The sequence below is a fragment of the Alteraurantiacibacter aestuarii genome (assembly GCF_009827405.1).
Classification (GTDB): Bacteria; Pseudomonadota; Alphaproteobacteria; order Sphingomonadales; family Sphingomonadaceae; genus Alteraurantiacibacter; species Alteraurantiacibacter aestuarii.
Window position 1 is genome coordinate 82754 of the sequence record NZ_WTYY01000004.1, and the last position, 25382, is coordinate 108135.

A 25382-nucleotide genomic window follows, 5' to 3' on the forward strand; every position below is an offset into this window, starting at 1 on the left:
AGTGGCGCTTGAAGGGCATATTACCCACCGATCATGTTGCGCTGCAATAGAGGCGTTGATTCAAGGCACAATTCAATTGCCCGCCCGACCCGGGCCCGCACCACACCAGCCTTGCATCAACCCCGTTGTGAACGTTCACTTTAGGCGACGAAGGACCCGCTTGGCAAGACCTGTCTGGCTATCGGGTCTGCAGTTCAGGGCGGGCTATGAGGTTTGGCGATCAGGTCTGCGGTTCAGGTGGCGGGCGTTTCGCTTACCTGCACTTCGCTCATGTTGAACTGGGCGGGGCCGAATATGGTCAGGAAGCTGACATCGGCGGCATCGCGGCCCACGCCGATCTTCACTGCCTTTGCCGGATCGGCCATGCCGGTGGCATCGACCATGTACCAAGCGCCGCCGCCGGGCACTGTGGGATCGGCCAGGAACACCTCGGCCACGGCGTGAAAATCGGGCGGATTCACGCCGGGGGCATAGCAGCTGACATAGCGCGCGGGGATGGTGGCCGCGCGGCACAGGGCGATCAGCACATGGGCAAAATCGCGGCAGATCCCGCGCCGTTCCACAAAGCTGTCTATCGCCGTGGTGCGCGCATCGCTGCTGCCCGGCTCATAGACCATTTCGCGTGAGATCCAGTCGCGGATGGCGGCCACTTTCTCACCGCCCGTAAGCTCACCGAAATTGTCATAGACGAAGCTGTGCAGCCGGTCGCCCTGGCAATAGCGCGAATCGAACAGGTATTTCACGCAGTCGCCGGGCAGGTCATGCGGCAGGATAGCGCCCAGTCCGGCGATGTCTGGCACCTGCCGGTTGACCTCCACACTGGCGGAATAGGCCACTTCGAAATAGCCTTCGGAGCGGATCCAGATACGCTCGCCGATATTGTCCTGCGCGGGCACGCGGGCAAAATGCATCGCCTCGCCCATCTGCGTATCGCAGCTGAGGATATCCTGTTCGGGGATCATCGCCGCCTCGAAATGCAGCAGGGCATCGCTCGGCTGGTTGAGGAAGAACGAGAAGCGAGAGTTTATGGTGATGGGCATATGCTGGGCGAACGCGCCTGCGCGCAGTTGGTTTCCCTCACTCGCCGATTAAATGCCCCACCACCTGCCGGCGGTGAGCAGAGCTGCGGTGTTCGGCCAGGAAAATCCCCTGCCACGTGCCCAGCACCATCCGCCCGTCCGCCACCGGAATTTGCAGGCTCTCACCCGTCAGCAGGGTGCGGATATGCGCGGGCATATCGTCCGGCCCCTCATCATCATGCTCATACCCCGCCCGCTCCGGCGCAACCATCTCCATCCACCGCAGGATATCCCGCTGAACGGCCGGTGCGGCATTCTCATTGATCAGCAGCGAGGCAGAGGTGTGGCGGCAGAACAGCGTCAGCAGCCCGGTGGCAATATCGGTGGACGCCAGCCAGTCCGCCACCTGATCGGTGAACTCATACAGCGACTTGCCGCGGGTGGGGATGGTGAAGCTGGTCTGGGACTGGTGCATGGGGTGGGTTTAGAGGGCGATGGGGGTGGTTGGTAGGGAAAAGCGGTGGAAGCCATGATCTGGGCTGCGTCGGCGCGAGTGCGTCCGCTAACGACCCATTTGCGGACGTTGAAAAAGTCGATATTCTGACGAAATGTCGACAACTCATGGAGCCTCTGGACAAGTATCGCGCTTCAAAAGTGCGGCTATCGGGTTTGGTGCCTCCGTAGCCGCTATAGCTCTATTGGCGGGTGCGCAGTTCCTATTTGCTCCCTACACAGTCGAGGTAAATGGATTTGACCCAGAGATTGACGCTTGGGTGGTTTCACAATGGCAAAGGTCTCTTGCAGTTTTTTACGCGATAGTAGTCGCAATCTTGGGTTCTTATTGGCTGCTGACCGCCATTGCCGGAAGGGACCACTTTCTAGGCAGCCAAAGCGCTAATGTTGCCCTGATACTCTCGTACCTTGCATTCGCTTTGGGAATGGCAGTTGCATCATTCGTCCAGGTACCGGAAGATTTCAGAGGGGCTTGTCCGTTACTGGGTGTTTCCGATTCATTTCCGCCACTTCCGGATGGTGTTTTCGGATTCGATCTGGAAACGCCCTGTCAGGAATTTATCCGCGGAGTAACGGCCGCAGTATCGCTCGGGTTGCCAATCATCTTACTTCTTGCCAGCGCGGCCCTGCGAATTGTGTACTCTCGCAGGCAACCGTGAGCCAAGGTCAGCTATCCACCCTAAAAGTGGACATTCAGCGCGTTGATCGCTGATCGACAGCTAACGACCCAACTCCCAGCTTTCCGGAACACCCGAATTCAGTTTTTGAAAGTGGGCGCCAATAATCCGTCCAATCTCCCATTGCTCAAGGTTCAATCGTCCGGGACGATCCGCAGGATGGCGCCGTCGCGTTCTTCGGTGGCGAGGTAGATGTAGCCGTCGGGCCCCTGGCGCACGTCGCGGACGCGCTGGCGAAGGTCGTAGAGCAAAGTCTCGCGGCGCAGTTCCTGCATGTTCTGGTTGATCAGGATGCGCTCCAGATGGCCGGTCCCGGGGATCTCACCGGTGCGCAAGGCGCCGACGAAGATATCGCCTTTCCACGCGGGCAGCGCATCGCCGGTATAGAAAAGCATTCCGGACGGCGCGATGGCGGGCATCCAATAGACAACGGGCGGCTCGAACAGGTCGTGGCGCGGCCGCTCGGCCTGCCAGGGACCCTGATAGGTGCGGCCCAGGCTGACATAGGGCCAGCCGTAATTGGCGCCTGGCTTGATGATGTTGATCTCGTCACCGCCATTGGGGCCGTTCTCGTTCTGCCAGATTGCGCCAGTGGTGGGATGGATGGCAAGGCCCAGCGAGCCACGATGGCCATAGGAATAGACGTCGTCACGCGCATTGGCATCGCCAATGAAGGGATTGTCGTCGGGTATCGAGCCGTCATCATTGATGCGCAGCACTTTGCCGCCTGCGGTGGACAGGTTCTGCGGCCCGGAGCCGCTGGTGGTGAAGATCAGCTTTCCATCATTGGCGAAGGCCATGCGGCTCACGCCCGACACGCCCGGATGTGCGACCCATATGTCCTCGAACCCCTCCAGTCGGTCTCCGGTCCAGCGGCCGCGGCCCAGCGCCATTACGCGCGAGCCATCCTCGGTCGGTTTGTTGTAGGCGAGATAAATGAAATGGTTGGCTGCGAAGTCCGGATGCAGGACGATATCGACATAGGCATGGGAGGTGCCGGCATCTCCGGACTCGCCGAAGAACACACCTTCCGGCCCACCCTCGATCAAGCTTGTCTCGGAAGCGCCCTGTTCGAGCATGTGCAACTCGCCCCGGCGGGTGACCACCAGCATGTCACCATCGGGCAGGAAAGCCATCGACATCGGGTATTCGAGGCGGGCGAGCACCTCCACGCGAATGTCCATCCCCTCTGCGGTCCGATAATGGAAAGGACCGTCGGGCAGCGGATTGTCCGCCAGGCCCGTCGGCGCCACGGGTATGCGGGTTTCGGTCATCGGCACGTCCTGCTGCGCATACGCACCGGTGGCGAAAAACGCAGCAGCCATCGCCGCGCTCACAATACCGCCAGGAATTCTGTTTCTCATGCCACCCCTCCCAAGGTTCTTGTGGAACGAGACATAGCACAGGCCGGGCGCGAGCCAAGTCATCCACGAGTGTGGGGCTTCAGTGCCAAACCATTGCGTCTGGACGCGTGAGGTCTGCTTTCCACCCAATAGGGGAAATTCGCGCTGTCCTACACACCCCGGACCAGCCTAGCGCCACGGCGGCTCTTTCCCACTGTCTGCACCCAATTCCCTCACGCGCGGCGTGTAGGAAATTTTCGCATAGTGGTGCGTAATATGATTTTTATTTCTGCTGTGTGATCCCGCCCGCAAAATCGAGCAAATCTTCTTGCAAAAACAGCGTGTTAGGCTGCGATGCACCAGGTATACATGGTGTAACTTGTGTAAACATGGGGCGGGGTTTCCGGGCTGACCTGCATATTCCCCGGCCTGCTCATAGCCATCCCGTCATGCTGAACTTGTTTCAGCATCCATGCTTCATCTTCGGGTGGAAGACCTGGTGAAGAAATGGACCCTGAAACAAGTTCAGGGTGACGTTTCGCTTCGGCGAACCGTTTGGCGCCTAGACGATCACCCCGAACAGGTCATGCTCGTCGGCATCCTCGATCAGTGCCTGCGCGAAGTCGCCGGCCTTCAGGTCAGCGGGCACGTTGCGCAGGAAGACATTGCCGTCGATCTCCGGCGCGTCGGCCTGGCTGCGGGCGGTGGCGCCGATGTCGCCGTCTTCGTCCGGTTCGCCCACTTCGTCGATGATGACGGGCAGGGTCCTGCCGATCTTGGCCTGCAGCTTGGCGGCGCTGATCCTTGCGGTCACTTCCATCAGCCGGGCATAGCGTTCTTCCTTGATCGCCTCTGGCACCGGGTTCGGCAGGTCGTTGGCGGCTGCGCCTTCGACGGGTTCGAAACGGAAGGCGCCCACCCGGTCCAGCTGGGCTTCTTCCAGCCAGTCCAGCAGGTACTGGAAGTCTTCCTCGGTCTCTCCCGGAAAGCCGACCACGAAGCTGGATCGCACGGTGATGTCCGGGCAGATTTCGCGCCAGCTCTTCAGCCGTTCCAGCACCTTGGCCTCATTCGCCGGGCGCTTCATGGCTTTCAGGACGGAGGGCGAGGCGTGCTGGAAGGGAATGTCCAGATAGGGCGTCAGTAGCCCCTCAGCCATCAGCGGGATCACTGCATCCACGTGCGGATAGGGGTAGACATAATGCAGGCGCACCCACGGCGTTTCACCGGCGGGTGTGCGCAATTTGCCCAGTTCGCGGGCCAGATCGGTCATGTGGGCGCGCACCGGGCTGCCCTTCCACTCGCGCTCCTCATGGCGGGTGTCGACGCCGTAGGCGGAGGTGTCCTGGCTGATGACCAGCAGCTCCTTCGTGCCGGCGGCGACAAGCTTCTCGGCCTCGCGCAGCACCGCATCCACCCGGCGGCTGGCCAGCTTTCCGCGCAGGCTCGGGATGATGCAGAAGGCGCAGGAGTGGTTGCAGCCCTCGGAAATCTTGAGGTAGCTGTAATGGCGCGGAGTGAGCTTGATGTCGGCCAGGTCGCCCATTTGCGGGATCAGGTCGATGAACGGGCCCTGCGATGGCGGCGCGGCTTCATGGACGGCTTTGACAACGTCCTCATACTGATGCGCGCCGGTGATGGCGAGCACCTGCGGGTGGCGGGCGCGGATCACGTCGGCCTCATCGCCCATGCAGCCGGTCACAATCACGCGGCCATTCTCGGCAATCGCCTCGCCAATCGCGTCAAGGCTCTCCTCCTTGGCGCTGTCGAGGAAGCCGCAGGTGTTGACCAGCACCACGTCCGCTCCGGCATAGTCGGGGCTCATCGCGTAGCCATCGGCGCGCAATTTGGTGAGTATGCGTTCGGAATCGACCAGCGCCTTGGGACAGCCCAGGCTGACGATGCCCACGCGCTTCTGATCGGGTATTTGATTGGCCATGGTGGCGCGCCCCTACACCCGCGCTGCGCTTTGCGCTAGAGTGCGCGGCGAGAGCGTGAGGAGTGGGTGCTATGGGTGATGTGAACTATCTGGCCGTGCTGCTGGGCGCGCTGGCCTTCTTCGCCGTGGGGGCCATCTGGTACGGCCCGCTGTTCAGCAAGGCATGGCAGGCCGCAGCGGGCATAACCGAGGCGGCCAAGGCCGAGGCAAGGGCCAGGGGCAACGGCTACACGGTCAAGATCATGCTGACGGCTCTGCTGCTGGAACTGATCGTATCATGGCTGCTGGGCCACATGATCGCCCGCACCAGCCCGCAGCCGCATGTCATCATGATGATGGCAGTCGGCCTTGGCGCTGCGGTGATGACACCGGCCATCGGCATCAACTACCTCTTCCAGAACCGGCCCCTGAAGCTGTTCCTGATCGATGCCGGTCACTTCATCTTCGGCACCGCAGCAATGGGCGCGGTGTTCGTGCTGCTGAGCTAGTCGCCCTTGGTGGAAATCGCGTCCTCGCCGGTCGGCAGGATCTCCACCACGATATCGCCTGCCTGCAACGCGCCCGCCTCGGCTTCCCAGAAGCCGCAGGCGCCGCCGTTGCGATAGATGCGCAGGCCCCGGCCACCGGTGGAAAGCTCGCTCAGCGGCTTGCCGATCTCCTCTGGCTTGACCGGACGTTCCACCAGCTGGACACGGCCAGAGACGGAGGCGAGGTCGGCCAGGTAATCGGCGATATGCGCGCCCTGCGCGCTGCCCGCCAGCAGCAGGCCGGTAAAGCGCACCGGGTTGATGACATTGTTGGCACCTGCCTGATGCGCCAGGATCTCATTATCGGATGCGCGCACCACCACGCTGATCGGCACGTTGGGCGCAAGGTGGCGCACGGTCAGCACGATCAGGATGGAGGCATCGTCGCGCCCTGCTGATACCAGCACCGTCTGCGCTTCATCGATGCGCACCGCCATCAGGCTTTCATCGCGCGTGGCATCCGCCTCGATCACGTTGCAGCCCAGTTCCTCGGCCTGTTCGAGCTGGTGTTCATCGCGGTCCATCACCACGATATTGCGCGGATCGGTGCCGCGCTCGATCAGTTCGCTGACCGCTTCGGAGCCGGACACGCCGAAGCCAAGCACCACGACATGATCGGACAGCTGGCTTTGAATGCGAGACATGCGAAATTTCTCCCAGCTTCTCTTGATGATGAAATTATACGCCGTACCCACGAAAATGAAGAGCACCGCAAAGCGCACCGGCGTGACGATCACCGCTTCCACCAGCCGCGCGCGGTCGCTGATCGGGGCAATGTCGCCAAAGCCGGTGGTGGTGATGGAGATCATGGTGAAATAGACCACGTCGAGGAAGCTCACCACGCCGTCATGCGTATCGCTCAGCCCGTCGCGGTCCAGCCAGTGGATCATCACCACGCTCATGATCAGGATCAGTGCAAGACCCAGGCGAATGCCCAGATCGCCCCACACAGGCACGCTCACGGCGCGGCGCAGGGGGGTGAAGCGGCGCGAGCGGGCGTCCCGGATAAGTGATCGCCGGCGTTCCACCATCAGCCTGCGAACCTTTCCGCCAGCGTGCCGATGGCGGAGTGATGGGTCAGGTCCAGCTGCAACGGCGTGACTGCGATATAGCCATCCGCAACGGCCTCCAGATCGGTGCCGTGGTCAAGCGTGTGCTCCATGTCTTCCAGCCCGAACCAGTAATAGTTGCGCCCGCGCGGATCGGTCCCTTCCACCAGCGATCCGCGCTGGTAATCATGGAAGCCCTGCCGCACCACGCGAATGCCTTTCACGGCCTCTGCGGGCAGATCGGGGAAGTTGACGTTCACCAGCGTGCGCCTGGCCATGGTCACTTCCACCAGCGGAGCGAGGACCTTTTCGGCCCAGGCTTCAGCCGCATCGAAACTGGAGGAAGGCGTGCGCATGGCCTGTGACAGGGCGATGGCAGGAATGCCCGCCAGCGCCGCTTCCATCGCGGCGGATATGGTGCCCGAATAGGTGATGTCATCGGCCAGGTTTTCGCCTGCATTGATGCCGGAGATCACCAGATCGGGCTTCTGGTCCGCAAACAGCTTGCGCAAGCCCAGGTTGACGGCATCTGTCGGCGTGCCGGTTACGGCGTAGCGCTGGTTGCCAAAGCTGCGCAGTCGCACCGGCATATGCAGGGTGAGCGAATGGCCCGCGCCCGATTGCTCTTCTGCCGGGGCGCACACCCACACATCATCGGAAAGCCGCCGGGCGATGGCTTCCAGCACCGCCATACCGGGGGCGTGAATGCCATCGTCATTGGTCAGCAAAATGCGCATCAGCTTGCGGGTAGCAGCTTTTCCAGCCCGCCCATATAGGGCGCAAGGACAGGGGGTACGGTGACCGATCCGTCTTCCTGCTGGTAGTTCTCCAGCACCGCCACCAGCGTGCGGCCCACGGCGAGGCCGGAGCCGTTGAGCGTGTGGACGAAATCGGTCTTCCTGGCGCCGGCTTCCGCCTGATCAACCTTGGGTCGGTAACGCGTGTTCATCCGCCGGGCCTGAAAATCTCCAGTGTTCGAGCAGGATGAGATCTCCCGGTAAGCGTTCTGCCCCGGCAGCCATACTTCCAGATCATAGGTCTTGCGCGCACCAAAGCCCATGTCGCCCGTGCACAGCAATACCTTGCGATAGGGCAGGTCCAGCGCCTGCAATATGCCTTCGGCGGCGGCAGTCATGCGTTCATGCTCGGCCTCGCTATCTTCGGGCCGGGTGACGCTGACCAGCTCGACCTTTTCAAACTGATGCTGGCGGATGAAGCCGCGCGTGTCCTTGCCCGCTGAACCGGCCTCGCTGCGGAAGCAGACGGTGAGCGCGGTCATGCGCATCGGCAGCGCATCTGTATCCACGATCTGGCCCTGTACAGACGCCGTCAGGCTGACTTCTGCGGTGGGGATCAGCCAGCGGCCATCGGTGGTGCGGAAGCTGTCGTCGGCGAACTTTGGCAGCTTGTCGGTGCCATACATTGCCGCGTCGTTGACCAGCACTGGCGGCGCGCATTCGGTATAACCGCTTTGCGTGGTGTGCCGGTCCAGCATGAACTGACCAAGCGCTCGGTGCAGCCGCGCCATCTGACCGCGCAGGAAAGTGAAGCGCGCGCCGGAAAGGGCCGCGCCGGTTTCAAAATCCATCCCCAGCGCGGGGCCGATATCGGCGTGTTCCTGCGGCTGGAAGGCGAACTCACGCGGAGTGCCCCAGCGGCTGACCTCGACATTGTCCGCCTCATCCGCGCCCATCGGCACGTCATCGGCGGGCAGGTTGGGGATGGCGGCCAGCAGCCCATCCAGCTCGGCGGCGACCTTGCGTTCGCGTTCCTCGATTGCGGGCATGGTCTGCTTCAGTTCGGCCACTTCGGCCTTCAGCGCCTCGGCAGTGTCCTTGTCACCCTTGCCCATTGCCGCACCAATGGCCTTGGAGGCTTCATTGCGGCGGCTTTGCGCTTCCTGCAGGCGCGTGGAGAGCGCGCGGCGCTCCTCATCCAGCGCCAGCAGCGCCTTGCTCAGCGGATCAAGCCCGCGCTTGCTCAGCGCGGCGTCGAAGCCTTCCGGATTCTCACGGATGGTGCGTAGGTCATGCATGGGCGCGGCCTATGCCTTCTTGGCACGGCAATTGTCCAGTGTTGGCGCGCAGCAGCAGGTCCGGTGCACACCCTATTTCGGGCAGGTGTTGACCCCGATCAGCGAATAGAGCGGGCAGGTCCGGAACAGACCGGTCAGCAGCGGCACAAGGCCGATCAGCCCCCACGGCGTTTGCGGCCCGACCATGGTCAGCGACAACAGAATCAGGCCAAGGACGATACGGATCACACGATCGGCAGAGCCGACATTGGTTGCAAACATGATTTTGCTCCTTCGATGCTGCCAGTGCAGGCGCGCCAGCAAAGCCGCATTGATTTAGAGCAACTATGTGCTTTTCGCACGCGCATCCGCGTTCCGGGTTTTGCGCACGCGCGTCCGCGCCTGCGTCCCCGGGACTGAGGTTCGGCTCGTTTACATTTTCGAATGAGGCATCGCGGACGATCCACTGGACGTCATATTGCCTGAGATCGTCAATGATCTCACGCTGGATGCCGGCGGTATTGGTCACGCCCGGATCGAACTGGGCCCATTTGGTGCCGGGGAGCCGGTCCGCCAGGAAATAGATCGACAGGCCATTGGCGAAAACCTTGTCATGCCGGTCCAGCCCCACAAGAATGCGTTCTCCGGCCGGAACATGCGCGTCGAGATATGCGACGGTCCGGGCATAATCGGCAGAGGTAAGGCCCACGAATGGCGCGGCTTGCCGCCGCGCTCAACCCGATGAGCTGCCATATGGCGACTTCGACCAGATGTCCGGTTTCAGGCGGTTGCCCTCGATATCCGCCGAATCAGAACCATAAAATTCACCTCAGGCCCATGCCAGACACTATTGCATCCCAACTGACGAGTTTGAAATTCTGGCCTGAGGGGGAGTTGTCGCCATCCTGGGCCACGAAAAGTCCGCCGGGGAAACCGGGCAAGTCGCCAATGGAGACCTCGATGCCATCGGTTTCACTGGTGCCATCCACGATGCCATCAGCGATACGGAAGCGCCCAACAAGCGCGCCGTCATTGATATGGAAGACGGCATAGGCATTGTCGCCCTGGCTCGACGCGATCAAATAGTCTGGCCCGTTTTCCTGTGCGGCGAAGGCAAGTCCCTCGACATCGGCAACGAGACCATCTTGTTCGCCCACACTGGCGAACAGCTCTGGTTCGGCATTCGCCAGACTGGTCTGAATGCGCCAAATGCCGACATTTTCCTCGCCGATGAATAAGTCGCCATTCCGCGGATTGGTGACGCATCCTTCGATCTGGGTGGCAATTTTCCAGCTGCGCAGAGGGGTGCCTTGCCAGGTTCCGCCCGCCTGCCGATCAATGCGCAGTTCGCGCACCGTGCCGTCCTTGATCGCCGCATAAATGACCTGGCTACCGCCTGCACCATCCTGCGAACGATGGCGCTGCAGGCAAAGGCCATAAGCTTCGCCCGGCCCGCTGGCGATCCTGCCTTGGGGGGTCAACGTGCCCTCGGCCGAAAGCTGAAACATCGCGACATGGGAATTTGCCGGATCGGTCCGGTCACTTGCGACAACCAGCGCGCCATCGGCGTTGCCGGCCAAGTCAACATTGTTCAGCTCGCCAGCCGCCACAAAATCACGGACGGCTCCATCAAGGCCGTAGACGTAGAGCCCCGCCTTCTTGTCTGTGCCAACGATCAGGCTGTTCGCCGGGTTGGCGGGGTTGCGCCAGATTGCCGGATCATCTGCCGCATCTGCATTGACCGTACCAACAGGCGTGGTTTCGCCGCTTGCTGTCACGCTGACAGCGGGCAGACTGACCATCCCGTCGCCGACCGCCGCGCACCCTCCCAAGAGGGTGAACGCGGCGGCCACGCAGCTCTTGCGCCACGCGGGAGCCATCAGAAGCTGACTCGCGCGCCGAACTTGAAGGTCGAGCCATAGGCTTCATACTGCAGGTTGCGCTGAGCCCCCATGAAGTTCTGATAGGCAAAGTACTTGGCGTTGTTGACGTTGATCCATTCGCCAAAAATGCGGATGTCGTCGGTCACTCTGACTCTGGCAGAAAGGTCGAGCTGGAAGTGATTGTCGACCAGCCTGTCCTGGTCTGCGGCGGCGCCAATTTCGTCCAGATATCTGCTGCGATAGGTGCCAGCAGCCCGGAACTCAAACGGACCGTTCTCATAGCCAAGCACGATGTTACCAGTGTGGCGCGAAGCCGCTGGCAAGGCAATTTCACGTCCGTCATCCAATGTGCCTGTGGCGTCTGTGAAAGTGTAGTTGGCCTGCACCAGCAGCCCATCGAAAGGTGCGGGAAGGAAAGACAGGGTCTGGCTGAAACTTGCCTCAATCCCGAATACTTCGGCGCTGTCCCCGTTGATCGGGATGGTCAGTTCATCATAATCGACACCCTGGAAGGTTCCGGAAGCCGAGATCACAGAATCGACGATGAAATTGTCGATTGTCTTGTAGAAAGCACCGATCGATACCGCGCCGTTTTCGCTGAAGTAATATTCTGCCGAAAGATCCGCATTCCACGCCCGGTAGGGCAGCAGGTTCGGATTGCCGAACTCAGCTTCCAGATCCTCATTGATGGTATAACGCGGCGCCAGATTGGACAGCTTGGGCCGCACCAGGCTCTTGTATCCGGCCAGACGGAAAACCAGTTCGCGTTCCGGCGAGAAGCGCACTGTCGCACTGGGCAGCCAGTCCGTGTAATTGCGGGTGATGAAAACCGGGATGACATCGGTCACATCATCGCCGTCATCCACCACCAGATTGCCGTTGAGTTCGTTGTACGTGCGTTCTGCGCGAACACCTGCGATCACCCGCAAAGTGCTGCTGTCAAAACGGCCCAGCAGATAGCCTGCCAGCACATCTTCCTGGACCGAATAATCGCTGGGGAAGCTGAGCAGATCGGTTTCATACTGGTCCACTTCAAAATTACCCAGATTGGCAAGGAAGAAGTCGGTCGCGCCGGTATGGCTGGCCACCGGTCCCATATCGGTAATCAGATAGGTTTGGGCGCCCAGTACATCGGCCAATGTGTAGTCGCCGTCATAATCGCCGAAGAAGCGGCCATTGAAATCATAGCTCTTGTCACGCCAGCGCGACTTGAAGCCGGTTTGCACGGTGAATTCACCACTCCCGGCCAGGAAGCTGCGGCCAAGGTCGCCCTGCAGCGCATATTCCTCGTCCACACTGGCCGACAGATCGGTCAGCTCGACGCGGTTGAAGCTGTATTCCGAAGGATCATTGAACAGCGCCGATCCGCTAGTGACGCTGTAAAGCGGCAGGCGCGGATCGCTGTAGTCAAAGTTTACATCCACGCCGTCACCGTCAAAACGGGAGCGGAAGCGGGTGGGGTCGACGGAGAAATTCTCCAGTTCGCTCGATTTGGCGTAGCTGGCAGAAAAACCTCCCTCCCAGATGCCATCATCATGATCGCCGCCGATCTGGAAGGATCGAATGCGCTGGCGCTCAAACCTGTCCTTGATGTCTCGGCGTACCTCGATACGGCCATCGGCGTCGGTGAAGAAAGCGCTTGTATCGGTGCCAGATGCCGGGTCTTCATTCAGGATGATGGTCGTCCGGCGGCGATATTCCTGATCGTCGAACTGGCTGAATTGTCCGCGCGCAAACAGCGTGGTGTAAGCGGATGCACGGACATCAAAGTTCAGCGAGGCACTGAGGCGCTCACGCGTCACATCATAATCGCGATATTGAACTTCCTCGGCAAACACGATGCCGCCGGCCTCGTTCCAGTCAGCTGCCTCGATATTGTCGGATTCGAATTCACGCCGGTAGTAGCTGATGCCGCCGGAAATGCCGAAATCCTCGCCGATGCGGGTGGCGAAATCGATACTGCCCTTGGGCGTCACGCTGTCGGCATATTCGTTGTAACTGCCTTCAAGTTTCGCCGTCAGCAGGTCATTCGTGCGATCGAAAGCGCTGGTCGTGTTGATTTCGATCGAGCCGCCGATGCTGTCACCATCCATATCCGGGGTAAGTGATTTCTTGATCTCGATCGATTCAATGATGTCGGAACTGATCACATCGAGCGCCACTGACCGCACATCGCTTTCAGGCGCAGGCAGGCGAACGCCGTTGATCGAACTGCTGTTCAATTCAGGATCGAGACCGCGGATAGAAACGAACCGGCCCTCACCCTGATCGTTTAGAACATTGACGCCGGGCAGACGCCGGATCGATTCTGCCACATTCTGATCCGGGAACTGACCAATCGCATCACGCGTAAGCACGGAGGAAACTCCGTCCGCTGCTCTTTGGCGCGATAGCGAACTGGCAAGATTGGCGGCCTGGCCGATAACCAGAATCTGATTGTCGGCACCGGCTCCCAAGATGAAGTTGGCCGTAACAGTGCCGGTTTCAGGGACCGAAACAGTCTGAGTTACCGTCGCAGCACCGATATAGCTGGCAGAAATCTGATACGAACCTGCAGGAATGTCGGCAATCACATAGGCGCCGTTGCGGTCCGTCGTAGCGGTTCGCCCAAGATCCTCCACGATGATATCGACAGCTTGCAATTGCGTGGTCTGTGACGAATCCGCAACCACTCCGCGGATCTCACCCGCATGGGCAATCGAGGTGGCAGATGTTGTGCAAACCAGAAATACAGTCAGCTTTAGAAGTTTCATGTGGGGGCCCCAATTTGAATACCTGAAGTTCAATGAGGCGGGCGCTTAGAATGGAGGTATTACGGGAAAATGACGCAGCGAGCGGCGTTGGCAAAGCAAACGCGAGATCGAGTTGAATCGAGATTTCTGGGTGGTCCTGCTTGCCGGATCGATGTTTGAAGCCCTGCCCAGTGGGAGCGGCTGCATGGGTTTTCAGAAAAGGATGCGGTTCCTGCAAGCTTCAATCATCCAGGCTCAATTACGGGAAGCCGAGATGGGCGTGTAGTTATGGCGCGCGCCAAAAATGGGTGAATGGCCGCTTTCGCCTGGTTCCAAGATACTGATGAACGACCGAGGTCGGGGTGGAAAGCGGACATCGCCGCCAGTATCCCCGGGAAGTGTGAGTCGCTTCAGTTCTACGACCTGTGACTGGCATTCTTCTGGCACTTGCCACGATCGCTTGTGGCAGCTCGTCCACCGATAGGCCAATCACAGTCGACGAATTTCCAACCCAGATAGATCAACTGAACGGCCAAACAGTCAGAGTTACCGGCTATATTGGCGAGTGTCAGGTGTACAATTGTAGTCTCTACCGCAACAAAGCGGAATCTGACGAAGTGGACCGCCCGATGTCAGATATGCGTGCTGCATTGGCGGACGGGGTTACAGATGTATCCGGGTCTCCATTCCCCAGCCAAAGCGCGAATGCGCGCAGGGCGTTAGCCCGGTAGCCTCAGGCCCCGTCCGGGGCAGGGGCGGGGACATCGTTGCGAAGCCACACTTCCACCTTGCCTGATGCAAATGCCTTCCGGAAATTGCGGGCAAGGTAGCTGTCGAGCAGGAGCACTCCGCTGCTGACGGAGCTGAGGTTCGGCTCGGTCACATTTTCGAATGAGGCATCGCGGACAATCCACTGGACGTCATATTTCCTGAGATCGTCAATGATCTCACGCTGGATGCCGGCGGTATTGGTCACGCCCGGATCGAACTGGGCCCATTTGGTGCCGGGGAGCCGGTCCGCCAGGAAATAGATCGACAGGCCATTGGCGAAAACCTTGTCATGCCGGTCCAGCCCCACAAGAATGCGTTCTCCGTCCGGAACATGCGCGTCGAGATATGCAACGGCCCGGGAATAATCGGCAGAGGTAAGGCCCACGAATGGCGGGCTTCCCTCCACGCAGGGAGGGTTTTCTTCACTCCCGGCGAACAGCAGCCCACCGGTGGCGGTGCGTTCGATGGCGCCCACGTCCGCGCGCAGCCGGTTGAACGAGCCCGCCACGGCAAAGACCGCCACGGCAGACAGCACTATTGCCGCGCTGCGCCAGTGGCCGCGCCGCGAGGCCCAGCGCTGTGCAAGAAATGCGGCAAGAGTGATCGCCGGGACGATAGCCAGCAGCATGTGGACCAGACTGACGCGAACCAGTCCCTTGTAGGTCAGGATCACCGTCAGCAGGGTGAACAGGATCAGGAAGTCCTGGCCAGCTTGCTGTCCTGCCCCCGAAGCCCGGCTTCTCCACAGTTCGGCCAGCGCAGCCAGTGTGACGAGCAGGGGAATATAGACACCGCCCACGGCGGGATCTGCCATTATTGCACCGGGTCCGGGGAAGGGCAGGCCGCGATTGGCCGCATAGGGAGCGGAGTGCTCGACAATGTCGGCCCAGAAGTCCGCTATCTGCGCAGTGGCGAGGAAATAGATGGCGAATGGCGCAAACGCCAGGGCCGCGCCGACAGCCAGCGTCAGGACTGGCCGGATTGCCGCTGCGATCCTTGCCGGGATTGTCTTTCCCGGGCCGATCGCCAGCAGATATATGCTGAAAGCCACCAGCGTGAAGAAGCCGGTGTCATAGCGGAACAGCGCCACGATCCCGGTCAACCCGCCGCAAGTGAGGATGAGGCCCGGCCGGGCGAGAATGTCCTCACGCAACACGATGATCGCGCTCGCCAGGATCAGCACAAGGCAAGGATAGACGGGATAGAGGTGGAAGGCCGCAACATAGATGAACATGGCGCACGCAAGGCTGCCACCCAGGGCCAAGCCAAACGGGACGCGGCGCACCAGAAGGTAGGTCACCAGGCCTGCGGGAACAGCCATCAGCACCAATCCGAACAGGCGCGCCGCCAGCAGCTTGGGACCAAACAGCCAGAATACAGCAGCGACCAGATAGGGGCTGCCCGGGCCATAGTTCGAATAGAAGTCGCGGTGGATCACATCCCCGGCCAGCACCCGCTGCGCGTTTACCAGAATGATGCTTTCGTCAAACGCATCGATTTCACGGTTCATCGTCAGGAAAAGGAAGATAAAGAACAGCACGCAGATCAGGGCGGAGACCGATCCGGGCCGTTTCGCAATGAACACGGCGAGAGCTTGTGTTATTCGCTGCAAGACCATTCCTACCCTCCAGCGCCAGCAACTCGCGGCCACGGTGGAAATACCACGCTGTGACGCTCGACGCGCGGCCCCACTTCACCTGTTGTGCGATATCATTTATGTTGCAATGCAGCAATGTCGCACTGTAGTGAGCCAGTGGCGCTGAACCCGGGGAACAGACTTCATGCCTGCAAAGATCGTCCTTACCGGTGCTGCAGGATTGCTGGGGCAGAATCTGCTCAAGAGACTGGACGTTCCCGGAAACGAAATAGTCGCAATCGACAAGCATGTCGCCAAAATGAAGGTGCTGCGCCGCTATCATCCCGGTGTCGAAGCGATTTGTGCGGATATTTCGCAGCCGGGGGAATGGGAAGAAGCGCTGGCCTGTGCGGACGTGCTGATCATTGGACAGGCGCAGATCGGCGGGCTTGATTATGCTGAATTCGACCGGAACAATATCGAGGCGACTGTTCGGTTGATCGATGCGGCCAAGCGCCACGATATCGAATACATCGTCCACATCTCGTCATCGGTCGTCAATTCGATGGCGGTGGATTTCTACACCGAGACCAAGAAGGCGCAGGAAGCGCTGGTCGCCGCCTGTGACATCCCGCAGATCGTCCTGCGCCCCACTTTGATGTTCGGCTGGTTTGATCGCAAGCACATGGGGTGGCTTTCGCGCTTCATGAAGAAATCGCCGGTCTTCCCCGTTCCGGGCGATGGGCGCTACCTTCGCCAGCCGCTTTATGTTGCTGATTTTGCGGCCATTATTGATGCTGCAATACAGAAGCGCATGACGGGCACCTACAATATCACCGGTCAGGAACGGATCGACTATATCGATCTGATGCGTGCGGTGAAGCGCGCCACAAAGGCCCGCAGCGCGATTGTCCGGGTGCCCTACTGGTCGTTCTGGCTGATGTTGAAAAGCTATGGCCTGCTGGGCAGGAACCCGCCTTTCACAATCAAGCAACTCAAGGCGCTTATCACTCCCGACATATTCGAAGTCATCGATTGGCCGGGTATTTTCGGAGTCCGAGCCACTCCCTTGCAGCAAGCTCTGGATGAAACATTCGGCGATCCGACCTACTCGCAGGTAGCGCTCGAATTCTAGGTCTCGATCACTGGTCAGGTCAGACACGAAAGGTGCCCTTGAAATGAGCGCAGTCGTTGTAATCGGAGCAGGTGCGATGGGCCTTGCCGCAGCTTACCATGCAGCAAAAGCGGGCCATGATGTCACGGTTCTGGAAGCCGGCCCCGAGCCGGGCGGAATGGCTGCCCATTTCGATTTCGACGGGACCTCGATCGAGCGTTTCTACCACTTCGTGTGCATGGCCGACCAGCCGACTTTCGATCTGCTGGAAGAACTGGATCTGGCTGACTCCATGCGCTGGACGGCAACCACGATGGGCATTTTCTCAGGCGGCAAACTGCACCCTTGGGGCGATCCCGTTTCCCTTCTCCGCTATCCCGGCGTCAGCCTGATCGCGCGGCTGCGCTATGGCCTGCTTGCCTTCGTTTCGACCAGGCGTGAGCGGTGGGACGCGCTGGAGACGCAGAGCGCGCGCGAATGGATCACCCGCTGGGCGGGCAAGGAAGCCTATGCCCGGTTGTGGAAGCCGTTGTTCGATCTCAAGTTCTTCGAATATGCCGATGATATTTCCGCGGCGTGGATATGGACCAGGGTCAAGCGCATCGGCCGCTCTCGCAAGTCGCTGTTTGAAGAGCGGCTGGGCTATATTCAGGGTGGCAGCCAGACGCTGGTCGACAGGCTGTGCCAGCGGATCGGGGAGATGGGCGGCAAGATCCACCTGTCCAGCGCGGCCACGCGGGTGGTTACCAGCGACGGGCGGGTGACCGGGGTTGAAACCGCAAACGGGTTCTTTCCGGCAGACGCCGTCATTTCCACCATGCCCACGCCCTATGTCGCCGCGACCGTTCCCGACCTGCCGCAGGACTGGAAGGATCGCTATGAGGCGATCAATAACATTGGCGTGTGCTGCCTGCTGTTCAAGCTGAAGAAGTCCGTCACGCCGCACTTCTGGGTCAACATCGCCGAAGACGGGATCGAAGTGCCCGGGATCATCGAATTTTCCAACCTGCGCCCGATGCCTGGCGGGGAGACGATCGTGTTCGTGCCCTATTACATGCCGGTCACCCACCAGAAATTCGCCTGGGCGGATGATCGTCTGGTGGACGAAGCGCTGAGCTATATCGTGCGGCTGAACCCGGCGATCTCGGATGATGACGTGCTGGCCAGCCATGTCGCGCGCCTGCGCTACGCCCAGCCCGTGTGCGAACCCGGTTTCGCAGCGAAGATTCCGCCGGTGCGCACGCCGATTGCGGGGCTGCAGATTGCCGACACATGCTTCTATTACCCTGAAGATCGGGGGATTTCGGAGAGCGTGCGACTGGCGAAGGAAATGGTCGAAGCAATCGGCGAAGGATCGGCATGAGCGAGCCAACACGCCTTGCGCCGGGCAGCCATTGCTACTCTATGATAACAGAGCACTATCTTTCATTTCAGCACGCTGGCGAGAACCCATGACGAATCCGGAACACCCGGCCGAGAAAAGCGACCCGAAGCAGGTGCCGCTCGTCGTTGATGTTGACGGCACGCTGCTCAGGTCCGACCTGCTCCATGAGGCGGCGCTGCAGTTCGTGGCGCAAAATCCACTCGAATGCTGGAAGCTCCTGTACTGGCTGCTGCTGGGCAAGGCGGTGCTGAAAAGCAGGCTGGCCGAACGGGGCGATTTTGGCATCGATTCGATCCCCTTGCGCGACGAAACAATGGCCGCGATCCGCACGGCACAGGCGCAGGGGCGCGAGACATATCTGGCCTCCGCATCCGATCATCGGTGGGTCGACAAGGTCGCGGAGCGTGTCGGCGGATTGACCGGCGTGCTCGCTTCAGACGGCGAGACCAATCTGGCAGGCACGGCCAAGGCCGCGGCGCTGACCGGGAAATTCGGCAGGTTGGGCTTCGATTACATCGGCGACGCGCGGGTCGATATCCCCGTATGGGAAGCGGCGCGGGGCAAGTTGGTGGTCGCACATCGACCCGGCTTTGCAAAAAAGATCATCAACCGGTTTCCCGATGCCGAGATCATCGTGCAGTCGGACCGCGACCTGCGTGCCTGGCTGGAAGCGATGCGCCCGCATCAATGGGCCAAGAACCTGCTGCTGTTCCTGCCGCTGCTTCTTGGTCACCGCTTCCTCGATGTCGGCGCGGTGATGGAAAGCTCCATTGGTTTCGTTGCATTCTGCCTGGCAGCTTCCAGCGCCTATATCATCAACGATCTGCTGGATTTGCCGGGGGACCGGGATCATCACCGCAAGTGCAACCGCCCGTTTGCCGATTGCCGCATACGATTGATCCACGGGCCGCCGATGGCACTTGCCATCCTGGCCGTTGCCATCGTCCTGGCGAGCTTGCTGAACACGCGCTTCCTGCTGATCCTGCTGATCTATGTTGCCGCCACGCTCAGCTATTCGCTGCTGCTCAAGCGTCGCCTGCTGGTCGATGTCATCACGCTGGGCGGACTGTACACCTTGCGGGTGCTGGCCGGGGTCATCGCCACCGGTTCGCACCAGTCGCCGTGGCTGCTGATGTTCAGCCTGTTCATTTTCCTGAGCCTGGCGATCGTGAAGCGCTGTTCCGAACTGGTGGCCCGGCGCGAGGCAGGCAAGTCCGCACCGCCCGGCCGCGGCTATCGCATTCAGGACCTGGAAGTGATGTTTCCGCTGGGCGCGGCGGCCGGGTTCTGCGCCATCCTGGTGATCACCGAATATCTGTCCAGCCCGGAAGTCGTCGCGCTATACAGCCATCCGCAGCGGCTGTGGCTGATCTGCCCCCTGCTGCTGTACTGGATCGGCCGGATACTGGTGCTGGCAAGCCGCAATGAATTGCACGATGATCCGATCATCTTCGCCGCCCGCGATCGCAACAGCTGGCTTACGGCCATCACTGCCAGCGGGATCGTGCTGGTCTCCATTTGAAGGCGGGCATTTTGTTGGCAGGCATCCGTTCCGGCCAGTGGCCGGAAGGAATGGTGGGCGCGGCAGGGATTGAACCTGCGACCCCACCCGTGTGAAGGGTGTGCTCTACCACTGAGCTACGCGCCCGCCGGAGCCGATCTCGAAACCGATGTCGATTCAGCTGTCAACGGCAGGGGCGGGCCTTTGCCATGAGCTTGCGGCAATGACAAGCGCCCACTTTGCACCGTGACCGCCGTGTCGCCCGCACATCTCCTGCCGTATCAGCGTGCGAACAGCCTTTGCCCGATGGCCTGCCACCAGACCGGGGTGGCAGATGCCGCCTGCGGACCGGGGGCACGCTCAAACGGCATGCATTCCAGGCACCGCACCTGCACGCCGCGCATGGACATCATGCGGTCAAAATCGGCGAAGATGCGCGCTGCCAGATCCTGTTCGCCCTGCGCGATCATGCCCGACACGCTCGATTGGGCCGGCGCCGCTTCACTATCGCCGCCCAGCAGGCCTGCCAGCATCGCTTCATAGGGATCGGGCGGACTGACCAGGAAGCGTGGACCCCACTTGCCTTCCTCCAGCCCCGCTTCACCAGCGGCCCATTCCAGCGCCGCATCCAGATCGCCGAACTGATCGATCAGGCCAAGCTGGCGGGCCGATCCACCGGTCCACACCCGGCCCTGGCCCAGCTCATCTGCGCGAGCCCGGGTCATATTGCGCGATTCGGCGACCAGACCAATGAAGCGGTCATAAATCGCCGAAGTCTCTGCCTGCAGCAGTGCTTCTGTCTCAGGGGTCAGGCCTGCCAGCAGGTCCGGCTGACCGGACAGGGGCGTGGTCTGCACGCCATCGGAGGACACGCCATATTTCGCCAGCAGATCCTCGAATGTGGGGACCACCATGAACACGCCGATCGATCCGGTCAGCGTCTCAGGCTCGGCAAATATCCGGTCACCCGCAGTGGCCACCCAATATCCGCCGCTGGCGGCATAATTGCCCATCGATATGGCAATCGGGATGTCCCTGTCCTTGTGCCGCAGAACGGCGCGGCGGATGGCTTCGGAGCCGGTTACGGTCCCTCCCGGAGAATCGATCCGCACCACCAGCGCGGCCAGATCGTCATCCAGCGCATCATCAAGCAGGGCGGTGATCCGCGCTGCGCCAGCCGAGCCGGGTCCGGCATCGCCATCGCTGATTTCACCTGCAATGGTGATCACGCCAATGGCCTTCTTGCCGCCGGTCAGGCTGCGGGTGCCGCTGGTTTCCGGGCCGACTTCGGCCAGCCACGGATCAAGCTCGGTCGCGGCGAAAGTGCCGGGCCGGTCATCCCATTCATCCTTGCCGACGATTTCGGCGACATGGGCGCCCCATTCCTCGCGCGTGCCGATCTGGTCTGCCAGGCCCGCGGCCACGGTCGCCTTGGCCAGATCACCGCCATTTTCCGCGATCAGCGCAATCAGGCCCGTGGTGGCCTTTTCGATATTGGCCTGCGGGCGCGCCTGCACGATGTGCGCGCGCCATTCATCCCACACTGCGCCAACATAGGTCTCGGCATTTTCGCGCGCCTCGGGAGACATGCCGTTTTCCAGATAGGGTTCGACCGCGCTCTTGTATGTGCCCACGCGGAAAACGTGGGCGTTGATGTCAAACCGCGCCAGCGCATCGGCATAATAGAGCGACTTGCCGCCAGGTCCGCGGATGGCAGCGCCGCCCATCGGATCAACCCACACCTCATCGGCATGGGCAGCCAGCACCAGCGCATCGTCCGAATAGGCGACGGCAAAGGCCAGGATCGGCTTTTCGGTGCGGCCGAAACGGGCCAGCGCATCGCCCACTTCCTGCATGGTGACATGCGGGCCACCGGTGAATGTGGTGAGATCGAGGGCGATCGCTTCTATCCGCTTGTCGCGCGCGGCCTCGTCAATGGCGCGCACCAGATCGCGCGCGGCATATTCACGCGTGGGCAGCGTGCCTGACAGCAGGGTGGAGATGGGATCGATAAGCGAAGGCTCCTCCGCGATGGAGCCATCCAGCTTGAGCAGCAGCGCCCCTTCGCGAACAAGGCCGGGATTGGGCCGGGAACTGAGCGCGGCGAACACCAGGCTGAAGAACAACAGCAGAAAAACCAGTGCCAGCGCATCCTTTACGCCAACCAGCAGCCGCCAAACCTTGCCTGCAAAACTCATGAACAATGCCTTGTGATTGTGCCTTGCGCGCAACCTAGTTTGCACAAAGCACTTGTGCCAGCCGAAAGCGCTTGAGCGCTGCACATAGTCCGACTAATGGCTTGGCTTTAATGACATCGCCGCAAAACACAGCATCGCAAGGCCGCTTTCCGGCTGGCGGGCGGGCCTTCCCGCATCGCGACCTCATTTCAATCGGTGCGCTGCAAACGCACGAGATTCTCTACCTGCTCGAGGAAGCCGAGCAGTGGGTGGATTTCAACCGCCAGCCCAGCAAGCACAGCAATGCGCTGGCGGGCCTGACGATCATCAATGCCTTCTTCGAAAACTCCACCCGCACGCTGCTCAGTTTCGAGATTGCGGGCAAGAGGCTGGGCGCAGATGTGGTCAATATGCATGCCGCACAGTCGAGCGTGAAGAAGGGGGAGACGCTGATCGATACGGCGGTGACGCTAAACGCCATGCGCGCCGATGCCATCGTCATCCGCCACGGCTCCAGCGGGGCGGTGGGGCTGATCGCGGGCAAGGTGGATTGTCCGGTGCTCAATGCCGGAGACGGGCAGCATGAACATCCCACGCAGGCGCTGCTGGATGCACTGGCGCTGCGGCGCAAATTGCGTGAACGGGGCCGAGAGGAATTCAACGGGCTGGTGGTGACCATCTGCGGCGATATCCTGCACAGCCGCGTGGCCCGCTCCAACATATTGAGCCTCCAGGCGCTGGGCGCGAAAGTGCGCGTATGCGCGCCGCCCGCGCTTATGCCGGTGGGGATAGAGGCGATGGGCGTGGAGGTGTTCCATTCGTTCGACGCCGCGCTGGCGGGCAGTGAAGTGGTGATGATGCTGCGTCTTCAGAGCGAGCGGATGGAGGGGCAGTTCATTCCCTCTCCGCGCGAATATCGCCATCTGTACGGGCTGACATTGGAACGGCTGGAACTGGCCGCACCTGACGCCATCATCATGCATCCCGGCCCGATGAACCGCGGGGTGGAGATCGACAGCGACGTGGCCGACCTTGCCGGGCGCTCCATCATCACCGCGCAGGTGGAAATGGGCGTGGCGATCCGCATGGCCTGCCTCGACGTGCTGACCCGCAAGGCCCGCAACATCCCCGGTTGGGGCCAAAATGATCTAGGCGGGCAATGGGTATGAAACAAATGCGCCCCATCTCCATCACCGGCGGCACACTGGTTACGCCTGAAGGACTGGTCGAAGGCAATCTTCGTCTGGCAGGCGGGCTGGTCCACAGCATTGGCGGCGAAATTGCCGATGGCGACGAAGTGCTTGATGCAGGCGGACTGCTGGTCGCGCCGGGACTCGTCGATCTGGGCGTGTTCGCGATCGACAAGCCGGCGTTTCATTTTGGCGGGATCACCCGCGCGGCGTTGATGCCCGATCAGTCCCCGCCGCTCGATCATCCTGCCCGCGTTCGCTTTGCTGCCCAGAGCGGCAAGCCCGACTTCTGGGTCCATCCGCTGGCAGCAGCCACGCCAGGCCTTGGCGGAATGCAGCTGGCCGAAATCGCGCTGATGCGCGAAGCGGGTGCACGGGCGATTGCCACGGGTCGCAGCTGGATTGCCGATAGCGGCCTGATGCTGCGCCTGCTGCAATATGCCGCCATGCTGGACATGGTGGTGGTCTCCCACGCGGAAGACGGCGGACTTGCCGGAAACGCTGCGGCAACTGCGGGCGAGATAGCCACAAGGCTGGGCCTGCCCAGCGCTCCGGCGCAGGCAGAGGCGCTGGCGGTGGCGCGCGATATCGCGCTGGCCGAAATCGCCGGGGCAAAGCTGCATATCAGGCAAGTCACCACCCGCGCCGCGCTGGATCTGGTGCGTGCGGCCAAGGCGCGCGGATTGCCGGTAACTGCGGGCGTTACGCCTGCGCATTTCATGCTGTCAGACCTCGCTCTGGCCCAGTTCCGCACCTTTGCGCGCCTTTCTCCTCCGCTCAGGCCCGAAGATGACCGGCAGGCGGTGATCGCGGCGATTGGCGATGGCACGATTGACGTGGTGTCATCGGGCCATGATCCGCGCGGCCCAGAAGACAAGAACCTGCCCTTCGCCGATGCAGCGCCGGGAATGGCCGGGGCGGAGACGCTGCTGGCCATGGTGCTGACGCTGGTGCGTGACGAGGTGATCTCGCTGGAGCGCGCCTTTGCCCTGATCGCCAGCAATCCCGCGCGCCTTCTGGGCGTCGACGCGGGCCAGCTGGTGGCCGGGTGCGAGGCGGACATCGCGCTGGTAGACCCGGAACGCCCGTGGATTATCGATAGCCGCAAGATGGAAGCGGCGGCAGGCAACACGCCGTTTGACCGCCAGCCCGCACAGGGCCGCGTCGCTGCCTTGTGGAAGGGCGGGGTCGAAATTGCCCTCTGATGCGCCGGTCGGAACCTGCCTCATCACCGGGGCCGCATCGGGCATAGGCGCGGCCTGCGCCCATGCTCTGGCGGCCAGAGGGGCGCAGCGACTGCTGCTGGTCGACAGCAATGACGATGCGTTGCAGGCGCTGGACCCTGGCGGCGATGTCACGCGATTTGCCGGTGACGTCTGCGATCCGGCATTGTGGGAGCAGATAGAGGCGCAGGCAGGCACAATTGATCGCGCCGTGCTGAATGCAGGGATCGCCGCTGGCGGGATGATTGCCGACACCGAATTTGACGACTGGCGGCGCACTCTGGGAGTCAATCTGGACGGGATGTTCCTCTCGCTGCGCAGCACATTGCGCAAGGCGGGCGACGGGGCCAGCATCGTGCTCACTGCATCGGTCAGCGGGGTAAAGGCGGAACCCGGCACAGCGGCCTATGGCGCTTCAAAGGCCGGGGTCATCCAGCTTGCCCGTGTCGCCGCCAGGGAAGCCGCAGCGCGCGGCATCCGCGTCAACGCCATCGCCCCGGGCGGGGTGGACACGCCAATCTGGGATCAGACGCTGTTCTTCCGCGATCTGGTCGCCAGCCACGATGGGGACAGGGACAAGGCGCTGGCGGCAATGGCCGCAATCGGCACGCCGCTGGCCCGCTTTGCCACCGCGTCAGAAATCGCGGCGCAGATCCTGTTCCTGCTGTCTGATGATGCGGCCACGATCACTGGCACCGTACTGGTCAGCGACGGGGGCTATTCGCTCTAGCAACCACCAAGAAAAGCCCC

The 25382-nt window shown here is 61.4% G+C and carries 20 protein-coding genes and 1 tRNA gene; 8 read left to right on the plus strand and 13 right to left on the minus strand.

All coding sequences use genetic code 11. From position 1 onward, the window contains the following. Nucleotides 1–233: 233 nt before the first annotated feature. The 4 genes from GRI32_RS08690 to rimO all read right to left on the minus strand — a co-directional run bounded on the left by GRI32_RS08690 (nucleotide 234) and on the right by rimO (nucleotide 5491). The gene (locus GRI32_RS08690; RefSeq protein WP_160591289.1) at nucleotides 234–1040 is read right to left on the minus strand and encodes a transglutaminase-like domain-containing protein; all 807 of its coding nucleotides are present in this window, start codon (nucleotides 1038–1040) and stop codon (nucleotides 234–236) included. A gap of 37 nt (nucleotides 1041–1077) precedes the next feature. Further along, complete coding sequence (locus tag GRI32_RS08695) at nucleotides 1078–1494, minus strand: secondary thiamine-phosphate synthase enzyme YjbQ (protein ID WP_160591291.1); 417 nt, start codon at nucleotides 1492–1494, stop codon at nucleotides 1078–1080. An 849-nt stretch (nucleotides 1495–2343) separates the two neighbouring features. Then, the gene (locus tag GRI32_RS08700) at nucleotides 2344–3534 is read right to left on the minus strand and encodes a PQQ-dependent sugar dehydrogenase (RefSeq protein WP_237437479.1); all 1191 of its coding nucleotides are present in this window, start codon (nucleotides 3532–3534) and stop codon (nucleotides 2344–2346) included. A gap of 580 nt (nucleotides 3535–4114) precedes the next feature. Then, the gene (rimO, locus tag GRI32_RS08705; protein WP_160591295.1) at nucleotides 4115–5491 is read right to left on the minus strand and encodes a 30S ribosomal protein S12 methylthiotransferase RimO; all 1377 of its coding nucleotides are present in this window, start codon (nucleotides 5489–5491) and stop codon (nucleotides 4115–4117) included. A gap of 71 nt (nucleotides 5492–5562) precedes the next feature. Between rimO and GRI32_RS08710 the strand changes: the two genes are divergently transcribed. After that, nucleotides 5563–5979 carry a DUF1761 domain-containing protein gene (locus GRI32_RS08710; RefSeq protein ID WP_160591297.1) on the plus strand — a complete coding sequence of 139 codons (417 nt, stop codon included), beginning with the start codon at nucleotides 5563–5565 and terminating at the stop codon, nucleotides 5977–5979. On the opposite strand, the gene GRI32_RS08715 is transcribed toward GRI32_RS08710, so the two are convergent. The 4 genes from GRI32_RS08715 to GRI32_RS08730 all read right to left on the minus strand — a co-directional run bounded on the left by GRI32_RS08715 (nucleotide 5976) and on the right by GRI32_RS08730 (nucleotide 9363). After that, the gene (locus tag GRI32_RS08715; protein WP_160591299.1) at nucleotides 5976–7049 is read right to left on the minus strand and encodes a potassium channel family protein; all 1074 of its coding nucleotides are present in this window, start codon (nucleotides 7047–7049) and stop codon (nucleotides 5976–5978) included. The two genes, GRI32_RS08710 and GRI32_RS08715, sit on opposite strands and share 4 nt — an antisense overlap. After that, nucleotides 7049–7804, minus strand: coding sequence for a 5'/3'-nucleotidase SurE (surE, locus tag GRI32_RS08720; protein WP_160591301.1), 756 nt, complete (start codon nucleotides 7802–7804; stop codon nucleotides 7049–7051). Before surE ends, GRI32_RS08715 begins: the two co-directional genes overlap by 1 nt. Next, nucleotides 7804–9102 (minus strand): serine--tRNA ligase, encoded by a 1299-nt coding sequence (serS, locus tag GRI32_RS08725; protein WP_160591303.1) that lies wholly within the window; start codon nucleotides 9100–9102, stop codon nucleotides 7804–7806. Before serS ends, surE begins: the two co-directional genes overlap by 1 nt. A gap of 72 nt (nucleotides 9103–9174) precedes the next feature. Further along, nucleotides 9175–9363 carry a YgaP family membrane protein gene (locus GRI32_RS08730; RefSeq protein ID WP_160591305.1) on the minus strand — a complete coding sequence of 63 codons (189 nt, stop codon included), beginning with the start codon at nucleotides 9361–9363 and terminating at the stop codon, nucleotides 9175–9177. A 196-nt stretch (nucleotides 9364–9559) separates the two neighbouring features. Between GRI32_RS08730 and GRI32_RS08735 the strand changes: the two genes are divergently transcribed. Then, nucleotides 9560–9826, plus strand: a complete 267-nt coding sequence (locus GRI32_RS08735; RefSeq protein ID WP_160591307.1) for a hypothetical protein — start codon at nucleotides 9560–9562, stop codon at nucleotides 9824–9826. Between the two features lie 79 nt (nucleotides 9827–9905). Here the strand turns inward: GRI32_RS08735 and GRI32_RS08740 are convergent, their stop codons facing one another. From GRI32_RS08740 to GRI32_RS08750, 3 genes are all read right to left on the minus strand, one after another. Beyond that, nucleotides 9906–10961, minus strand: coding sequence for a phytase (locus GRI32_RS08740; protein ID WP_160591315.1), 1056 nt, complete (start codon nucleotides 10959–10961; stop codon nucleotides 9906–9908). Further along, on the minus strand, nucleotides 10961–13717 hold the full coding sequence (locus tag GRI32_RS08745; RefSeq protein WP_160591317.1) for a TonB-dependent receptor: 2757 nt from the start codon (nucleotides 13715–13717) through the stop codon (nucleotides 10961–10963). The genes GRI32_RS08740 and GRI32_RS08745 overlap by 1 nt, the downstream gene beginning before the upstream one ends. A 712-nt stretch (nucleotides 13718–14429) precedes the next feature. Further along, nucleotides 14430–16052: an ArnT family glycosyltransferase gene (locus GRI32_RS08750; protein WP_160591319.1), complete on the minus strand. Its 1623-nt coding sequence runs from the start codon at nucleotides 16050–16052 to the stop codon at nucleotides 14430–14432. Nucleotides 16053–16248: 196 nt separating this feature from the next. On the opposite strand from GRI32_RS08750, the gene GRI32_RS08755 reads away from it, so the two are divergent. The 3 genes from GRI32_RS08755 to GRI32_RS08765 all read left to right on the plus strand — a co-directional run bounded on the left by GRI32_RS08755 (nucleotide 16249) and on the right by GRI32_RS08765 (nucleotide 20063). After that, nucleotides 16249–17178, plus strand: a complete 930-nt coding sequence (locus GRI32_RS08755) for an NAD-dependent epimerase/dehydratase family protein (protein ID WP_160591321.1) — start codon at nucleotides 16249–16251, stop codon at nucleotides 17176–17178. 43 nt (nucleotides 17179–17221) lie between these two features. Then, complete coding sequence (locus GRI32_RS08760) at nucleotides 17222–18520, plus strand: NAD(P)/FAD-dependent oxidoreductase (protein ID WP_160591323.1); 1299 nt, start codon at nucleotides 17222–17224, stop codon at nucleotides 18518–18520. 88 nt (nucleotides 18521–18608) lie between these two features. After that, nucleotides 18609–20063 carry a UbiA family prenyltransferase gene (locus tag GRI32_RS08765; RefSeq protein ID WP_160591325.1) on the plus strand — a complete coding sequence of 485 codons (1455 nt, stop codon included), beginning with the start codon at nucleotides 18609–18611 and terminating at the stop codon, nucleotides 20061–20063. A gap of 51 nt (nucleotides 20064–20114) precedes the next feature. Here the strand turns inward: GRI32_RS08765 and GRI32_RS08770 are convergent. Further along, nucleotides 20115–20189, minus strand: a tRNA-Val gene (locus GRI32_RS08770). 134 nt (nucleotides 20190–20323) lie between these two features. Continuing rightward, nucleotides 20324–22240, minus strand: coding sequence for a signal peptide peptidase SppA (sppA, locus tag GRI32_RS08775; protein ID WP_160591327.1), 1917 nt, complete (start codon nucleotides 22238–22240; stop codon nucleotides 20324–20326). A 110-nt stretch (nucleotides 22241–22350) separates the two neighbouring features. Between sppA and GRI32_RS08780 the strand changes: the two genes are divergently transcribed. Genes GRI32_RS08780 through GRI32_RS08790 form a run of 3 tightly spaced genes read left to right on the plus strand, consistent with a single transcriptional unit; the run spans nucleotide 22351 to nucleotide 25362 of the window. Next, the gene (locus GRI32_RS08780; protein WP_160591329.1) at nucleotides 22351–23388 is read left to right on the plus strand and encodes an aspartate carbamoyltransferase catalytic subunit; all 1038 of its coding nucleotides are present in this window, start codon (nucleotides 22351–22353) and stop codon (nucleotides 23386–23388) included. Then, entirely contained in the window at nucleotides 23385–24614 is a 1230-nt protein-coding gene (locus tag GRI32_RS08785; RefSeq protein ID WP_160591758.1) for a dihydroorotase, read from the plus strand. The genes GRI32_RS08780 and GRI32_RS08785 overlap by 4 nt, the downstream gene beginning before the upstream one ends. Then, nucleotides 24604–25362 carry an SDR family NAD(P)-dependent oxidoreductase gene (locus tag GRI32_RS08790; protein WP_160591331.1) on the plus strand — a complete coding sequence of 253 codons (759 nt, stop codon included), beginning with the start codon at nucleotides 24604–24606 and terminating at the stop codon, nucleotides 25360–25362. Before GRI32_RS08785 ends, GRI32_RS08790 begins: the two co-directional genes overlap by 11 nt. The last annotated feature ends 20 nt before the right edge of the window (nucleotides 25363–25382 follow it).

Bases quoted from the DNA above. Each gene is read 5' to 3' on its own strand.
- GRI32_RS08710 (WP_160591297.1), top strand. From the start codon at position 5,563: ATGGGTGATGTGAACTATCTGGCCGTGCTGCTGGGCGCGCTGGCCTTC.
- GRI32_RS08755 (WP_160591321.1), top strand. From the start codon at position 16,249: ATGCCTGCAAAGATCGTCCTTACCGGTGCTGCAGGATTGCTGGGGCAG.
- GRI32_RS08740 (WP_160591315.1), bottom strand. From the start codon at position 10,961: ATGGCTCCCGCGTGGCGCAAGAGCTGCGTGGCCGCCGCGTTCACCCTC.
- rimO (WP_160591295.1), bottom strand. From the start codon at position 5,491: ATGGCCAATCAAATACCCGATCAGAAGCGCGTGGGCATCGTCAGCCTG.
- GRI32_RS08690 (WP_160591289.1), bottom strand. From the start codon at position 1,040: ATGCCCATCACCATAAACTCTCGCTTCTCGTTCTTCCTCAACCAGCCG.
- GRI32_RS08780 (WP_160591329.1), top strand. From the start codon at position 22,351: ATGACATCGCCGCAAAACACAGCATCGCAAGGCCGCTTTCCGGCTGGC.
- GRI32_RS08730 (WP_160591305.1), bottom strand. From the start codon at position 9,363: ATGTTTGCAACCAATGTCGGCTCTGCCGATCGTGTGATCCGTATCGTC.
- serS (WP_160591303.1), bottom strand. From the start codon at position 9,102: ATGCATGACCTACGCACCATCCGTGAGAATCCGGAAGGCTTCGACGCC.
- GRI32_RS08715 (WP_160591299.1), bottom strand. From the start codon at position 7,049: ATGGTGGAACGCCGGCGATCACTTATCCGGGACGCCCGCTCGCGCCGC.
- sppA (WP_160591327.1), bottom strand. From the start codon at position 22,240: ATGAGTTTTGCAGGCAAGGTTTGGCGGCTGCTGGTTGGCGTAAAGGAT.
- GRI32_RS08745 (WP_160591317.1), bottom strand. From the start codon at position 13,717: ATGAAACTTCTAAAGCTGACTGTATTTCTGGTTTGCACAACATCTGCC.
- surE (WP_160591301.1), bottom strand. From the start codon at position 7,804: ATGCGCATTTTGCTGACCAATGACGATGGCATTCACGCCCCCGGTATG.
- GRI32_RS08760 (WP_160591323.1), top strand. From the start codon at position 17,222: ATGAGCGCAGTCGTTGTAATCGGAGCAGGTGCGATGGGCCTTGCCGCA.
- GRI32_RS08785 (WP_160591758.1), top strand. From the start codon at position 23,385: ATGAAACAAATGCGCCCCATCTCCATCACCGGCGGCACACTGGTTACG.
- GRI32_RS08700 (WP_237437479.1), bottom strand. From the start codon at position 3,534: ATGGCTGCTGCGTTTTTCGCCACCGGTGCGTATGCGCAGCAGGACGTG.
- GRI32_RS08695 (WP_160591291.1), bottom strand. From the start codon at position 1,494: ATGCACCAGTCCCAGACCAGCTTCACCATCCCCACCCGCGGCAAGTCG.
- GRI32_RS08765 (WP_160591325.1), top strand. From the start codon at position 18,609: ATGACGAATCCGGAACACCCGGCCGAGAAAAGCGACCCGAAGCAGGTG.